Annotated in this window: 12 protein-coding genes; 4 read left to right on the forward strand and 8 right to left on the reverse strand. The window is 65.0% G+C overall.

All coding sequences use genetic code 11. From position 1 onward, the window contains the following. Positions 1-9 precede the first annotated feature (9 nt). From ACSUZC_RS21940 to ACSUZC_RS21950, 3 genes are all read right to left on the reverse strand, one after another. Complete coding sequence (locus ACSUZC_RS21940; RefSeq protein ID WP_439030552.1) at positions 10-1,644, reverse strand: flavin-containing monooxygenase; 1,635 nt, start codon at positions 1,642-1,644, stop codon at positions 10-12. A 126-nt stretch (positions 1,645-1,770) separates the two neighbouring features. After that, entirely contained in the window at positions 1,771-2,970 is a 1,200-nt protein-coding gene (locus tag ACSUZC_RS21945) for an acyl-CoA dehydrogenase family protein (RefSeq protein ID WP_439030553.1), read from the reverse strand. After that, positions 2,967-4,157 (reverse strand): acyl-CoA dehydrogenase family protein, encoded by a 1,191-nt coding sequence (locus ACSUZC_RS21950; RefSeq protein ID WP_439030554.1) that lies wholly within the window; start codon positions 4,155-4,157, stop codon positions 2,967-2,969. Before ACSUZC_RS21950 ends, ACSUZC_RS21945 begins: the two co-directional genes overlap by 4 nt. A gap of 147 nt (positions 4,158-4,304) precedes the next feature. Here ACSUZC_RS21950 and ACSUZC_RS21955 point away from each other — a divergent pair, with 147 nt between their 5' ends. From ACSUZC_RS21955 to ACSUZC_RS21970, 4 genes are all read left to right on the forward strand, one after another. Beyond that, a complete protein-coding gene (locus tag ACSUZC_RS21955; protein ID WP_439030555.1) occupies positions 4,305-5,273 on the forward strand; it encodes a cyclase family protein in 969 nt (322 codons plus the stop codon). Between the two features lie 40 nt (positions 5,274-5,313). Next, positions 5,314-6,198: an enoyl-CoA hydratase gene (locus tag ACSUZC_RS21960; protein ID WP_439030556.1), complete on the forward strand. Its 885-nt coding sequence runs from the start codon at positions 5,314-5,316 to the stop codon at positions 6,196-6,198. After that, the gene (locus ACSUZC_RS21965) at positions 6,198-7,007 is read left to right on the forward strand and encodes an SDR family NAD(P)-dependent oxidoreductase (RefSeq protein ID WP_439030557.1); all 810 of its coding nucleotides are present in this window, start codon (positions 6,198-6,200) and stop codon (positions 7,005-7,007) included. Before ACSUZC_RS21960 ends, ACSUZC_RS21965 begins: the two co-directional genes overlap by 1 nt. Positions 7,008-7,159: 152 nt before the next feature. Continuing rightward, complete coding sequence (locus ACSUZC_RS21970) at positions 7,160-7,669, forward strand: hypothetical protein (RefSeq protein ID WP_439030558.1); 510 nt, start codon at positions 7,160-7,162, stop codon at positions 7,667-7,669. 65 nt (positions 7,670-7,734) lie between these two features. On the opposite strand, the gene ACSUZC_RS21975 is transcribed toward ACSUZC_RS21970, so the two are convergent. From ACSUZC_RS21975 to ACSUZC_RS21995, 5 genes are all read right to left on the reverse strand, one after another. Further along, positions 7,735-8,253, reverse strand: coding sequence for a nuclear transport factor 2 family protein (locus tag ACSUZC_RS21975; protein ID WP_439030559.1), 519 nt, complete (start codon positions 8,251-8,253; stop codon positions 7,735-7,737). 30 nt (positions 8,254-8,283) lie between these two features. Further along, entirely contained in the window at positions 8,284-9,015 is a 732-nt protein-coding gene (locus ACSUZC_RS21980; RefSeq protein ID WP_439030560.1) for an ABC transporter ATP-binding protein, read from the reverse strand. Then, on the reverse strand, positions 9,012-11,732 hold the full coding sequence (locus tag ACSUZC_RS21985; RefSeq protein ID WP_439030561.1) for an ABC transporter permease subunit: 2,721 nt from the start codon (positions 11,730-11,732) through the stop codon (positions 9,012-9,014). Before ACSUZC_RS21985 ends, ACSUZC_RS21980 begins: the two co-directional genes overlap by 4 nt. A gap of 21 nt (positions 11,733-11,753) precedes the next feature. Further along, positions 11,754-13,001: an ABC transporter substrate-binding protein gene (locus ACSUZC_RS21990; protein ID WP_439030562.1), complete on the reverse strand. Its 1,248-nt coding sequence runs from the start codon at positions 12,999-13,001 to the stop codon at positions 11,754-11,756. A 248-nt stretch (positions 13,002-13,249) separates the two neighbouring features. Then, positions 13,250-14,500 carry a cytochrome P450 gene (locus ACSUZC_RS21995; RefSeq protein WP_439030563.1) on the reverse strand — a complete coding sequence of 417 codons (1,251 nt, stop codon included), beginning with the start codon at positions 14,498-14,500 and terminating at the stop codon, positions 13,250-13,252. Between the last annotated feature and the right edge of the window lie 250 nt (positions 14,501-14,750).

Raw genomic sequence — 14,750 nt, forward strand, 5'->3', positions numbered from 1 at the left:
GCGCCCCGCTCACGTGGTGATGAACCCTGCGTACCCCTCGGATTCCACTCGCTTCAACCGCTGCACGAACTCCGGGAGCGAACCGACGTAGGCGAGATACGTGCGTCGACGTCCCGGGACGTTGTCGCCGAACACATAGGACTTGGTGTTCGCCCCAAGACCTTTCATCGCTTCTTCGACCACGTGCTCGGTCCACTCGGCCTCGGCGACGGGATCGGCTTCGATCCGCGAGACACCGTTGTCGAACGCATACTCGGCCAGACGCGCCATCCACTCGAGGACCCGCTCACTGCACCGCAGCGAGTTGCCGTGGCCACCCTTTCCGTGTGGGCCACCCATGATGAAGAGATTGGGGAAACCGCTGACCTGGATACCGAGGTACGTCACCGGCCCTTCCGACCATTTCTCGCGGAGCGTCAGGTCGTCGACCCCGTGGATGTCGATGCGATTCAATGCTCCCGTGAACGCCTCGAATCCGGTTGCGAAGACGACGATGTCGGCGAGGATCTCACCTTGGGCGGTGGCCAGACCGTCCTCGGTGAATCTTTCGATGGGGTTCTCGCTCAACGACATCAATTCGACGTTGTCGCGGTTGTAGGTTTCGAAGTACCCACTCTCACACGGCACCCGCTTCGTACCGAAGAGATGGTCTTTGGGGATCAGCATCTCAGCGGTCTTGGGATCCCGCACGCGCTCGCGGATCTTGTCGGCAAGGAAGTCGCAGTAAATCTGGTTGGCCTCCGCATCCCGGGCGATGTCGTGGTACATGCCGGTCCATTTCGCGAACCCCGGTGAGTTCCATGCCCTCTCGAATCGAGCGTCGCGTTCCTCGACGGAGACATCGGTCGACGCGACCGGATCCCAGTCGTGCAAGAACCCACTGAACGTCTGCCCCATCCGCTCGAACATCTCGGGATACCCGGCACGGATCTCCTGCATCAGTTCCGCGTCTATCGGAGAATTTCGCAGTGGCACAGCCCAATTCGGCGTGCGCTGGAAGACGGTCAGGTGACCTGCGGTCTTGCCGATCTCAGTGATCACCTGGACGCCGCTGGCACCGGTTCCGATCACGACGACCCGCTTACCCGTGAAGTCGACGTCCTCATCCGGCCACTGACCCGTGTGATACCACTCGCCGCGGAAATCCTCGAGTCCGGGAATGGCCGGAAACTGCGGCGCGGACAAGACGCCGGTCGCCGTGATGACGAAGCGTGCGACGTAACGAGCGCCGTCTGTTGTCGTCACATGCCACTGGTTTGCAGCCTCGTCGAAGATCATCCGCTCGACGCGCGTGTCGAAGTCGATGTCCCGTCGGAGATCGAACTTGTCGGCGACCCTGTTGAAGTAGCGCTCCAGCTCAGGCTGACCGGCGAACATCTCCTGCCAGTCCCACTCCTCCAGCAACTCCTGAGAAAACGAGTACTGATAACTGAAGCTCTCCGAATCCAGCCGAGCACCGGGATACCGATTCCAATACCAGGTACCCCCGACTGCCGGTGCCGCCTCGAGCACACGGACAGACAGGCCGAGATCCCGAATCAACATGAGCTCACGCATACCGCTCGCCCCCGCGCCGATGATCAGTACGTCGAATGTCGACACCTCGGCGGAATCTGGCGCGGACTGCGTGTCGGGCTGGCTCATTACTAGTCCTCCGGAAAGATCAGGGATTCTCGATCGCGTCGGCGTTCTCCGTCGACCTGGGCACGGGAACACGCCCTTCTGTGATGTCACTATAGTGTTCTATTGGTGTTTGAACAACATTGGCGGTCACTGCGCCCCTAGGTGTAGCTCGACCGCGGTGTCTCCGTCAGACCCCGACCTCGGCGGACAGTCCAACGCGCGTTCGGCAACCAGGTCGTAGTGGCGTTCCGGGGTTCCGAGCACCGCGGAGTCGGCGACCGCACGCTTGAAGTACAGGTGAGCCGGGTACTCCCAGGTGAAACCGGTACCACCGTGCAGTTGGATCGCGGTGGCGGTCACGCGGTAGTACGCCTCCGAGGCAACCGCGCGGGCGAGACTGGCCGCCAGCCGCGTGTCCTCCTCGCCCCCGTCGAGGGACCACGCACCGTGATAAGCGACCGACTTCGCCTGTTCGACCAGCATCAACATGTCGGCGCATTTGTGTTTGACGGCCTGGAACGCGCCGATCGGCTGGCCGAACTGAAGGCGTTCACGCGCGTGTGCGACGGTTCGGTCCAGCATCGCCTGGGCGCCACCGACCTGTTCGGCGGCCACGAATACCGCACCGACGCGGGCGGCGTGCTCGCAGGCGGCCTCGGTCATCGACGCGTCTGCGATCAGCTCGCCGCGGACGCCCGAGAACTCCAGCCGGGCCTGCCTGCGCGTGAGGTCCATCGTGGTCAGCGGTGACCGCTCCAGCCCCTCCTGCGGGACGTTCACGGCGAACAGCGATACCCCGGTGTCTGTCCGGGCCGCCGCCAGCACGACCTCTGCCGACATCCCGTCGGGTACATGCTCGGCGACACCGTCGATGATCCAACCGTCATCCGAAGGACGTGCGGTCAGGCTCGACGCATCGGGGTCGTAAGCCCCGTCCGCGATGGGCGCGGCCACGGTCAGGACCGTCTCGCCGCCGATGGCCGACCGCAGCAACGCGGCAGCCCGCTCTCCGTCGGCCGATGCCGCCGTCTGCACGAGTGCGGGGATCCCGAGGGCGAGCGTTCCGATGACCGGCCCACAGACCAGCGCGGCACCGAGCTCCTCGAAGACGAGGGCCTGAGCCGGGTGACCCACCCCGTCGCCACCGAGCTCTTCCGGCACCGACAGCCCGAAGACGCCGAGTTCGGTCGCCAGGCGACGCCACAGGACACGGTCGTATCCGCTCTCCGATTCCATCGTCTTGCGGACGATCTCCTCCGAAGAGAGGTCGGCGCAGAACTCACGCACCACGGCACGCAACTCGAGAAGGTCCTCGGAGAAGTCGAACTCTTGTGCTTGCGAGGTCATCTGGGGATCTCGTTCCATGGCTTTCCCTTGTCGTTCCGAAGCTCTTGCGGCAGCTTCAACACACGTTCGCCGATCACGTTGCGCATGATCTCCGAGGTTCCGCCCTCAAGCGTCGCAGCTCTCGACCGGAGGAATTTTCGCTGGACCGCGGTCGCACCGCTCTCGTCGTCCGGCGCCTCCGGCGAGTAGGTGTCCAGCAACGGACCGTCGGGCCCGAGCAGGTCGACGCAGAACTCGTAGATCGCCTGGTTCAGTTCCGATCCGACGAGCTTCACGATCGCGCTCTCCGGGCCCGGCGTCCCGCTCACCGCGGCGACGCGGGCCCGTTCGGCGGTGAGCCGGTGAGCATCCGCCCGGGCCCACAGCCGAACCAGCCGGTCCCTGGCGACCGGTGTCTGCCGATCCGGGTTCGCCTGCCAGATGGCGATGGCGTCGGCGATCGCTCCGCTCCCGCGGGCGGGGATGCGGTCGCCCAGAGAGGTGCGCTCGTCACCCAGCGTCCCGGTGGCCACGAACCACCCTGCGCCGACGTCGCCCAGGCGCTGGTCATCGGGAATCCAGACGTCGTCGAGGAAGACCTCGTTGAACGAGGCGCGACCAGTCATCTGCCGCAGTGGTCGCACCTCGATGCCGGGTGTGTCCATACGCACGATGAAGTAGGTCAGCCCCTTGTGCTTGGCCACGGTGGGGTCGGTGCGGGCCAGCAGCACGGCCCATGTCGACTTGTGGGCCAGGCTGGTCCAGACCTTCTGGCCGTTGATGCGCCATCCGTCGCCGTCCCGGACCGCCGACGTCGCCAGGCCGGCGAGGTCGGACCCAGCCCCCGGCTCACTGAACAACTGACACCACAGTTCCTCGCCGGTGGCGAGGGGGCGCAACAGTGTCGCTGCCCGATCGTGGGGAACGTAACGACTGATCGTGCCCGCTACGATGCCGTAGCCGATCGTGTTGACTGTTCGCGGTTCCGGGCCACCCGCGGCTCGGATGACGCGGTTGGCCACGGCTTGCAGGCTGCGCGGGGCCTCGAGCCCGCCCAGCCCCCGGGGGAAGTGGACCCATGCCAGTCCGGCATCGAACCACGCGCCCATCAGGTCGCGCAGCGGGGCTTGTCCGGGCGGGTGTTCGCGGACAACCCCGGTGGCGATCTGCTCGACCATCGTCGCGTCCGGGGTGACGGTCGTCGTCATGGGGCCAAACCTCTTCTCACTCGTCGATCACATCCGTTACGTATGCTCCAACTTGACTGTAACACTAATACAACATAACTATTGAGGGGAATGTCGTACGTTTCGACCTGACCGCGCCACGGTCCGAACCCGGTGAAGGAGTGTCCAGTGTCCCCAGCGCCGGTCGCGAGACGGGAGTACACCGCCGCGGAGGTCCATGCCCTGGCGGCCGAGCTCCGCACCTGGGGTCAATGGGGGCCCGACGATGAACTGGGAGCAGCGAATTGGGTCACCGCCGACACCGTCGTGGCTGCGGGACGCTTGATTCGTCGCGGTTGCGTGTTCCCGCTGGCGATCCCGATGGATCGCAACGGACCGCAGACCGGTCGGACCGCGCGGGTCAACCCTCAACACGTGATGCTTCGTCACGGTGGGGACATGCTCGCCGACGGCGACCAGGGGATCCGCGGAATGAGGTCGACCGACGATGCCGTTTACCTGCCACTGCAATCCGGCACCCAGTGGGATGCGTTGTGTCACATATTCTATGACGGTCAGACCTACAACGGCCACGGGCCCGGATCGGTGACCGGGAACGGTGCGACCCACAACAGTGTCACCACGATGGTGGACCGGGCGGTCGGCCGTGGGGTCCTGCTCGACATTCCTCGGATGCTCGGCCGGGACCACCTCGATCCCGGTGACGCGATCCAGGATTCCGACCTCCAGCGATGGGTCGACGAGACGGAGACGGCCGTCGGTGAGGGCGACTTCGTGCTCATCCGGACGGGCCATCTCGCGCACCGGCGCGAGTCCGGCTGGGGGGACTATGTGGCAGGCCCCAGCCCGGGGCTCGGGATCAGCGGCGCGGCATGGTTGGCGCGTCGCCGTGTGGCTGCGGTCGCCGCAGACACCTGGGGTCTCGAGGTGCTCCCGTCCGAATGCCCCGACATCGCCCACCCCGTGCACATCCTGCTGATGGTCAACGCCGGGGTCCGCATCGGCGAGATCTGGGACCTCGACCACCTGGCGACCGACTGCGCCGAAGACGGAGTGCATGAATTCTTCCTGACCGCGCCGCCCCTGCCGATCACCGGAGCGGTCGGTTCTCCGCTGATCCCGCTGGCGATCAAGTGACACCGCTCCACCTGGACCCGATTGACACGGAAGGCATCTGATGTCCGACTACCGCTTCATCTCCTACGAATTGCTCGACGACGGCCTGATCGCCCGCATCACACTGGACCGCGCTGGTTACCGCAACGCCCAGAACCGCACGCTCCTGGTCGAACTCGACCAGGCGTTCCTCCGCGCCGAGGCCGACGACACGGTGCGGGTGGTGATCCTGGCCGGCGCCGGCGAGGTGTTCTCCGCCGGACACGACATGGGAACCCCCGACCGGGCGGAGGAACGCGACCCGGACTCGGAGCACTTCCATCCGACGTTCACCACGCACGGCGCCACCAAGCGGAGCGCAGAGAAGAAGTCGGTCGAGGAGTGGCACTTCTTCTATCAGAATGCCTGGCGCTGGCGGAATCTCCGAAAGATCACCATCGCCCAGGTCCAAGGCGCGGTCCTCGCCGCGGGACTGACGCTGGCGTGGTCCTGCGACCTCATCGTCGGGGCCGAGGGAACGAAGTTCGCCGACCCGGTCGCGGTCCGGTTGGGGATGTGCGGGGTGGAGTACTTCGCACATCCGTGGGAATTCGGTCCCCGCAAGGCGAAAGAACTCCTGCTGCTGGGTGATTCGATCGACATCGAGGAGGCACACCGCCTCGGAATGGTCAGCCGGATCTTCGCTGCCGACGAACTCGAGGCGAAGACCTTGGAGATGGCTCGCGAGATCGCGCGTCGGCCCAGCTTCACCTCGCTCATGATCAAGGAGTCGGTCAATCAGACCCTGGAGAACCAGGGGTTCTACAACGCCCTGCAATCCGCGTTCAACCTGCACCAGCTCAATCACGCTCACTGGGCCGAGATCCACGGCGAGGGCGGCGATCGCGCGAAAACCGAAGACGGCGCGCTGCCGTGGAAGCTCGACCGGGGAGCCGGGAACAAGTGATGCGCGAAACCGACGCGGCCGAGGTTCCCGACTACTCCCGGATGCTCCGGTTGGACGACACGGTCCAGGTCGTGCTCGGGGCAGGACTCGGCATCGGGCGACAGAGCGCACACGCACTCGCCGCCGTCGGCGCGACCGTGGTGTGCGTCGACGTCGACAGTGAACGAGCCGGTCAGGTCGCCGGCGAGGTCGGCGGTGTCGCCTGGGCCGGCGATCTCACCTCTCGCGAGGATGTCGCGGCCCTCTTCGCCTTCGTGGGCAGCAGGCTGGGACGGCTCGACGGCGTCATCGACATCATCGGGGGTGCACGGTACAAGTCGCTGACGGACTTGACCGACGACGACTGGCGCTTCCATCACGACATCGTGCTCCGCCATGCCTATCTCACGCTGCAGTACGCCCACGAGTACTGGAGCGCGACCGACTCCGGCGGAACACTGACGTTCGTCGCGTCGGTCGCAGGGCTCACGAGCGCCCCGATGACCGCGGCGTACGGGGCGCACAAGGCTGCGCTGATGTCCCTTGTCCGCACCGCGGCGGTGGAATTCGGCCCCGACGGGATACGGGTCAACGCAGTCGCGCCCGGCGTGGTCCGGACACCGCGCGCACAGGCGAACCCGAAGTGGACCGACGAACTGCTCGAGTCCAACGTCGCCAAGACCCCGCTGCGCAGACTCGCCGTCCCGGCCGACGTGGCCGCATGCGCACTGTTCCTGACGTGCCCGTTGTCGTCACACCTGACGGGGCAGACACTGATCGTCGACGGCGGCAACACGATCGTCTACAACGTGGACACACCGTCCCCGTGAGACAGCCCACTCCGGTGGAGTAATTATGCTGCAGTTGTAGCAGAGTCCACACCAGCGGATACGCTCATATGTTAGTCTTCTCGCAGACTGATTAGGATTCGAGACGCGGATCGCCCGCGCGATCCCTGCGCAGCAGATTCGAGGAGTGTGTCATGGCCCGCGACCATACCGCCCGCGCCCGTATCCAGCAGTACCTGTCCTCTTCTGGTCCGATCGAAGACCCTTCGGGTTACGCGACCAAACTCCTCAAAGAAGCCATCGGCTACAGCGGGTCGTCGGTGGCCTTCATCCAGTTGATCGCGGCCATGGACTCCGAGGGGGAGATCGAGCGCGACATCCGGGGTAAACGCACGTACCGGATCTCGTCGGCGAAGCCGGTGGCGACCTCGTCGCCACGTGCCGGCATCGCCGATCCCGGTGTCGGATCCGGTGTGATCATCGACATCGACTACGACCGCCTGGCAAAAGCCATCGTCCGTGAATTCTGGGTGGCGGCCTCGGCGCACCAACCAGTCGCGACCCCGGCCGCTGATCGAGTCGTGGCCGACGTCGACCACATCGAGGTCGACCGCCGCCGCGAAGAGTACGCCCGTCGCCTCGAAGACGCCCGGAGCCATCTGGATCAACTCCTCTCCGAGGCTGCCGAATACGCCCGCCCCTGACATCTGGCCCACGACGAAGACCGCCCCGGCACTCAATGGTGCCGGGGCGGTCTTCGTCGTAGTGGTCAACCCTCGGTGGCACGCACCACATCGGCGGTATCGGGGGCGCCGACCCGTCGACGAATCCTGCTCTGGACGAACCACCGTCCGTCGACCTTCCGCAACACCCATTCGTTGATCGAGGCACTCACCAACCGGATGTCCGGCTCAGCCTGCTGGAGGATGAACGAGTAGTTGGACGCGACCGCCTCCGGCCCGTCGATCCGCACCGCCAGGTTGTTGCCCTGCATGTGCAGGCTCCGGCCGTAGAACCCGTCACCGTGTCGCGCCGTGCGGACAGAGAGGAACTCGCGCAGTGCTTCCACCCCCTCCCAGCGCACCACCGAATACGGATCGTCGGCCTGGCCCGAGGACACGTCCATGACACAGTCGTCGGTGAACAGGTCGAAGTACTCGTCGTCGAGACACGCATCCGCGTAGTACCCGTACCTCGACAACAGTTCTCGGATCGCCTTCTCGTCTTCGAGCTCGGCGACACGCGTTTCCAGCGCGGCCAACCTGGACTCGACGTCTCCTGCGGTCACATGACCTCCGTTTCTCTGATCAAATCTGTGTCAGCCGATGTACTGCTCGAACATGTCTCCCTCGAGCAACGTCGCCGCATCGCCGGCGTAGGCGATCTGCCCGCGCCGCAGCACATACGCGGTGTCGGCGATCGAGAGAGTGCGCAGCGCATACTGATCCACCAGGAGCACCGCGGCGCGCTGCTCCCGCAACGTGCCGATGAATTCGAACACGACATCGACAATGATGGGCGCAAGACCCAATGATGGTTCGTCCACGAGTACGAGCTCGGGACTCCGCACGTAGGCAGCGCAGAGGGCCAGCATCTGCTGCTCGCCGCCACTCAACGTACCGGCACGCTGACTCAGCCGACCCCCCAGCACGGGAAACACCGACGTGGCACGCTCGAGTGCGGTGGCGGCCTCACCTCGCGGCGCCTGCATCAGCAGGTTCTCCCGCACCGTGAGGTTCCGATACACCCCGCGTCCCTCGGGGACATGGCAGAGTCCACGTGAGGCGCGGCGGCTGGGCGCCACGCGAGTGACGTCGTCGTCGAACACGAAGACCGAACCGCTGGTGGGTTGGAGCAGCCCGCTGGCGACCCGCAAGGTAGTCGTTTTACCGGCACCGTTCGGCCCTATCAGGGCGGTGGTTCCGCCGGCGGGAACGGTCAACGACACGTCCCGCAGGACCTGGGTCTGTCCGTAGCTGCAGTTGATGTTCCGCAGTTCCAGGGCTGCGGTGCCGACCCCGGCAGCGGGGGTTGCCTCAATGCTGGTCATCGCGTTGCCATTCCTTCGGGCTCGTGGTCGGCGAGTGCCTCGTCGGCAGAACCGAGGTAGGCGGCCTGCACGACCGGACTCGTCCGGACCTCCTCGGGGGTTCCATGGAAGAGGAGCTCACCGAAGTCGAGAACATAGATGTCCGAACAGATTCCGAGCACCAGGGCCATGTCGTGTTCGACGAGGAGGATTCCGCAGCCGCGTTCGCGAACGACATGTTCGAGTGTTCTTCCGAACTGTACGGTCTCCGCCGGATCGAGGCCGGACGATGGTTCGTCGAGCAGCAGCACGTCGAAATGTCCGGTGAGACAACGCGCGAGCTCTACCAGTCGGCGCTGACCCGTGGACAGTGAGCCGCTGGGCATGTCCTTGAGATGGCTGATGCCGCAGAGTTCCAGCGCATGGTCCACCGCTACAGCGGTCTGCCGTCGTTCGGCGGGGCTCGCGACGATCTGCGCCCGGATGTTCGATCCGGCCAACGACGACTCAAGCCCCAGCGCGACGTTCTCGGCCACGGTGAGTGAATCGGCGAGCTGCATGAGCTGGAAGGTCCGGCCGAGACCCATTCGCCCTCGTTTGGCGGCTCCGGCCCTGGTGATGTCGGTCCCGTGAAGTCTGACCTTTCCCGTGGTCGGGCTCAGGATCCCGCTCGCGGCATTGAATGTCGTGGTCTTGCCTGCGCCGTTCGGACCGATCAACCCGGTGATCTGACCAACGGGTGCCACGAAGCTCACGTCATCGACAGCAGTCCGGCCGCCGTATTTGATCGTGAGTCCCTCGATCTCGAGGCCGGTCGCCTCGTCGCCCACCCGCCAGGGCGATGTGTCGACGTTGCTCGGTGCCGGTCTGCTTTCCGAGCGCCTCGATGAACCGAAACGCTTCTCGATCCACTCCCTGACCCGCATCGGCATCGGCTGCGCGCCACCCTGTGTGGCCACGAGAATCGCCGCGACACCGAAGACGATGTTCAGATAGCTCGCGATGTTGTCGATGTGCAGGTATGCGGGGACGACGGACGCCACCAACGCGACCACCGCGTACCACGGCTCCCGGAAGGGCATGATCATCAACGTCGCGATCAGGACCAAGGAGTAATAGGCGGTGTAGTTGTCATCGCCCAGGATGGCGAAGTGAACAGTCGACCCGTACAAGATGCCAGAGATCCCGGCGAAGTAGCCCGCGATGCAGAACACGATGATACGCAACATGTTCACGTTCAGACCGAGCGTACGGACCGCCAACGGAGCTCCCGAGAGCCCCTGCAGCGTCCGGCCGATGCGGAGCTGGTGGATGACCATCATCGCGATCGCGGTGATGACGAAGAAGGCCAGCACGACGTAGTAGTACCCGGTATCTCCCTCCAGCCCGGCAGGTCGCGGCATCTCACGTCCCACACCGGTCTGAGTGAAGAAGAAGGAGCGCGGGTACAGCAACTGTTCCACCATCAGTCCGAAACCCAGGGTGGCCAAGGCGAGGAACAGTCCCGACAGTCGGATGGCCGGCAGTGCCAGCAGTGCCGCGACCGGGACCACGACCAGAGCGCCGAGGAGAACAGAGACCAGCCATGGCAGATGGAGTTCCGACATGAATTGAGCGAATGCGGCGGCGCCGATGGCGCCGAAGGCCGCCTGACACAGCGAGACCAAGCCGGCGGTACGGACCAACAGCCCCAGCGAGAGCAACATGATGGCCTGTGTGAGTCCGATGGTGAAGTACGAGAGGTTGGCCCCCACCAGGAGTGGGACGAGTGCCAGCATCGCCACGACGACTACACCCACCCCGTAGCGCAGGCGGTCCGGCCCCTTCCACGGCACCACCGGGGGTTTCTCTGCACGCGGTGGCGCCTCGAGCTTCTTCTTCGGGATCACCAGTAGGGCGACCAGGAGGAAGAAGAACGGCAAGCTGGACGAGAGTCCGTTCAGTACTGGGTGATCCACGACGAACTTCGTCGAGATGCTCGCTGCGACACCGATGACCAGCGCGCCCACATAGGTGAGCGGGATGCTGGAGAACGCGCCGACCGCGGCAGCGCCGAATGCCTGCACCACCAGGAAGGTCATCGCCACTGCCTCGATGCCGGTGAACGGGGCGATCAGGACGCCGGACAGCGCGGCGAAAGTGGAGCCGATGATCCATGCGAGCTGCTGCACTCGACGGGAATTGGTCCCGTGCAGTTCGACAAGCTCGGGGTCGTTGACGACAGCGCGCATGGCCAGACCCGTGTGGGTGAACTTGAACAGGACGTAGAGCCCGGCGACCGCGATCAGGGACACCGCGGTGACCACCAGTTGTGCGTAGGTGATGTTGACGCCACCGACCTCCACGAATTTCGTCCCGTCCGGGATGTACTGCGGCAGGCTCAGCGGATCGTATCCGTAGTAGGCGGTCGCAATGCCCTGGACGAGCAGCACGAGACCCACGGTCGCGACGATCTTCATCGCGGGCCGTTGCTCGGCGAGCGCCCGACTCATGACGCCGAGAAGCACGCCGAACAACGGCCCGAGGACTCCGACTGCACCGATGAACGCCGCCCACCACGGCCATTCCTGGTCGACATTCAGGAAGTAGAAGCTGTACGCGGCCGCGGCCGCCACCGCTCCGTGCCCGATGTTGAAGATGCCCGAGGTCTTGTAGGTGAGCACAAGACCCGTGCCGGCTATGCCGAGCACCGCACCGGTGGCGATACCGGCGACGACAAAGGGAAGTAAGACGTCCATCGATGAGTCAGTTCCTTGCTGTCAGGGTGCGCAGGCGGTGGCCAGGTCGCCCTGGACGCCGTTGCCGGAATCTCCGCTGGGCGACACCAATTCGGGGGCATCGTTTCCGGCGTCGAACTTGAACTGCCAGAAACACTTGATCTCGGGCGACGGCTGACCCTCGGTGAAGGTCACCGGTTGCGGGAGCAGGCCACCGAGTGTCTCGTCCTTGATCGCGCGGTAGCCCGCGAAGACGCTCTGCCGGTTGACTTCTGCCGTGTTCTGACCCAGCGCCTTGCGGAAGAGTTCGAGGCTCGACCACGTGGTCGTGGCACTGGTGGTCGAGTAGTCCGTGTCCGGCTGGTACTGCTCCATCGCCGTCCGGAACTGCTTCACCGGCTCGGCGTCGGCCCACCATGGGAAACCGTTGAGCGTGCCGACCATCTTCATCCCGGACACCTTGCCGTACTTCTCCGGGTTGAAGCTCGTCGACGAGGTACCGAATGTGCCGTCGTAACCCTGCTGGATGCAGTCGGTCATGACCCGCACCGAAGTGTCCACGGACACCAGCAGAGCGACATAGTCGGCGCTGCGCTCGTTGAAATTCAGGCACTCCGCTGTGTAGTTGGCCGCACTCGCCGAGATTGTTACGGCGCCACCATAATCCAGCCCGTTGGCTTGCGCGGACGGGGCAAGTGCCTTCGACGCGTCGTCGGCACATGTGGCCGACTCCGCACAGACGCCGGCCACCAGTACCTTCGAGTCGGCCGCCTTCGCCGAGGTCGCCAGCGACTGCACGACCATTCCGGCGTTCGGTGCGGTGGTGAAGAAGTTGCTGAGGCCATTCCACACGGCCGCGTTGTATCCGGCCGCGCCGATCACCGGAATGCCCTGCTGCTGGAGGTATTCCCCTACCGCGCCCTCCGCCACAGCATCCGAGAGCAGCAGCGCGACGATGTCCTGGTCCTCGACCAGGCCGCGGACCGCCGCCTGAGCGCTGCCCGCGTTGTTCTTCGTGTCGGCGACCACGATCTCCACCGGTCGGCCACCGAGCCCGCCTGTGTTGTTGACGTTCGCGGCCCATGCCTCGGCGGCGGGCACTGCTGCCACGGTGCTCGACGAGAGCACGCCACTTTCGGACACCGCGTAACCGATCTTGATCGGGGCACCGCTCAGCGGCGGTCCCGAGGACGGCGCAGCGGTGCCGCCGTCGTTGCCACCGCAGGCTGTCGCCGTGAGGCAGACGGCTAGGACACCGACTCCCCACGAGATGAACCTCGAACGCTTCATGTCTCTCCTCTGGTGAAGGCGCGTGTGGCCGTTGGCTCGGAGCTGGCCGCCGACCGTCCGCAAGTTGTGCCACAACCAAGCTCTTATTTTGCTGTAGCTCGACTAGTAAACCACTTGAAGTGATCGCTGTCACCATTGAGAGTGAGTCGGTGCTACATCACAACAGCAACTTGCGGCGGCGGGTCCTCTCAGAATCCGATGTCTGGATCACCGGCCGGCCGCTGACGACCCCACCTTCGCCGCAGGACTCAGCGCGCTTCGCGCACTCCGGGAGTGAACGTCAGACTGACGCCCTCCATGCCCCACGAGAGACCGAGATGCTCGGTGGGACGACCAGCGGCCGGGTCGAGAGTCACCGACCCCAACCGCCGTCTCAGCTCCGAAAAGGCGATCCGGAGCTCGACCCGCGCGAGATGCACTCCGGCGCACCGGTGTGACCCCATTCCGAAGGCCAGGTGCGGCTTCGGGGTTCGGCCGAAATCGACCTCATCGGGGTTCGGGAAGTACTTGGGATCGCGGTTGGCGACCGCGAGCGGGAAGTGCACGCGCTCGCCACGCGGCAGCACCATGTCGCCGATCTCGATCGTCTCTGCCGTCACCGTCCTGGTGGGTACGGCCGGTGCGGTCCACCGCAGTAGCTCTTCGATCGCCGGGTCGAGAGCATCGGACGATGCGAACATCTCGTCCCACTGGTCAGGGTGAGTTCCGAGGTACGCGAAGCTCTGGGCGAGGACGCTCTGCACGGTGTCGAGGCCCGCAAGCATCAACAACAGGAAGAAGTCGAACAGGTCGTCGTCGGACAAACGCTCGCCGTCGATCTCGGCCCGGAGGATATGGGTCGTGGCGTCGTCACGGGGATCATCCCGCCGTTCGGCGATCACGCGCAGGACATACTCGCGCATCTGCGCGACGGCCTCACCCCGTACGCGCGCCGACTCCTCCTCCGTACCTCCTGGTGCCCCGTGGTGGATCTCGGCGACCCAGCGATTGAGGAGCGGCAGATCGTCGGCAGACCATCCCATGAGTGCCAGAAAGGTCGCGCCCGGGAACGGCATCGCGAACTCCTCGACGAAGTCGCAATGTCCTTTCTCGATGAACCCGTCGATCAGTTCGTTCGCGGCCTCGTACAGACGCGGTTCGAGTTCGGCGACCCGCGCGGGCGAGAGCAACGGGTCGAGCAGCTGCCGGAACTGCCTGTGGCGCGATCCGTCGAGTTCGATCGGGATCAGGGCCTTCTGCGCACCCTGGACGTTCTCGCCGTCAGGATCGTTGGGGAAGCTGACGAATCCGCGATTGTTCCGCCGCAGGACCGAGCTGATGTCGTCGTAGCGGGTCAGCACCCAGCACCCGTTGCCACGGGCAGACCAGGAAATCGGTGTCTGCTCGCGCCGTTCGGCGAGTTCGTCGAGTTGCTCCTGGATCGAGACGTGCCGATACGGGTCGTAGTCGCGGCGGAGCCGATCGCGCAATCGGTCGATGTCCGGGGAAGCGGTGGTCATTGGTCTGTTCCCTTCGAAGTGCGTCGGACGGCGGACGTGCCGGCCCCGGCAGGGTGGTGCTCACCACACTGTCCAGGACAATAGAAAGACTAGATCATGATTAGCTCTCTGCTGGGCCGTGCGCCTCCCAAATGGCTTCGGTCCAGCTCTGACGCGGATCTCGCGGTGATCTCCCACGCGGTGCCATGCGGGGCGAGCTGCCTGACAGTTGTGTTTTGATTATCACTGTGGTCTACGCTGGCCGGTGACA

This window comes from Gordonia terrae, from assembly GCF_051789125.1.
Lineage (GTDB): Bacteria > Actinomycetota > Actinomycetes > Mycobacteriales > Mycobacteriaceae > Gordonia > Gordonia terrae_A.

Bases quoted from the DNA above. Each gene is read 5' to 3' on its own strand.
- ACSUZC_RS21960 (WP_439030556.1), top strand. From the start codon at position 5,314: ATGTCCGACTACCGCTTCATCTCCTACGAATTGCTCGACGACGGCCTG.
- ACSUZC_RS21985 (WP_439030561.1), bottom strand. From the start codon at position 11,732: ATGGACGTCTTACTTCCCTTTGTCGTCGCCGGTATCGCCACCGGTGCG.
- ACSUZC_RS21950 (WP_439030554.1), bottom strand. From the start codon at position 4,157: ATGACGACGACCGTCACCCCGGACGCGACGATGGTCGAGCAGATCGCC.
- ACSUZC_RS21945 (WP_439030553.1), bottom strand. From the start codon at position 2,970: ATGACCTCGCAAGCACAAGAGTTCGACTTCTCCGAGGACCTTCTCGAG.
- ACSUZC_RS21995 (WP_439030563.1), bottom strand. From the start codon at position 14,500: ATGACCACCGCTTCCCCGGACATCGACCGATTGCGCGATCGGCTCCGC.
- ACSUZC_RS21970 (WP_439030558.1), top strand. From the start codon at position 7,160: ATGGCCCGCGACCATACCGCCCGCGCCCGTATCCAGCAGTACCTGTCC.
- ACSUZC_RS21940 (WP_439030552.1), bottom strand. From the start codon at position 1,644: ATGAGCCAGCCCGACACGCAGTCCGCGCCAGATTCCGCCGAGGTGTCG.
- ACSUZC_RS21990 (WP_439030562.1), bottom strand. From the start codon at position 13,001: ATGAAGCGTTCGAGGTTCATCTCGTGGGGAGTCGGTGTCCTAGCCGTC.
- ACSUZC_RS21965 (WP_439030557.1), top strand. From the start codon at position 6,198: ATGCGCGAAACCGACGCGGCCGAGGTTCCCGACTACTCCCGGATGCTC.
- ACSUZC_RS21980 (WP_439030560.1), bottom strand. From the start codon at position 9,015: ATGACCAGCATTGAGGCAACCCCCGCTGCCGGGGTCGGCACCGCAGCC.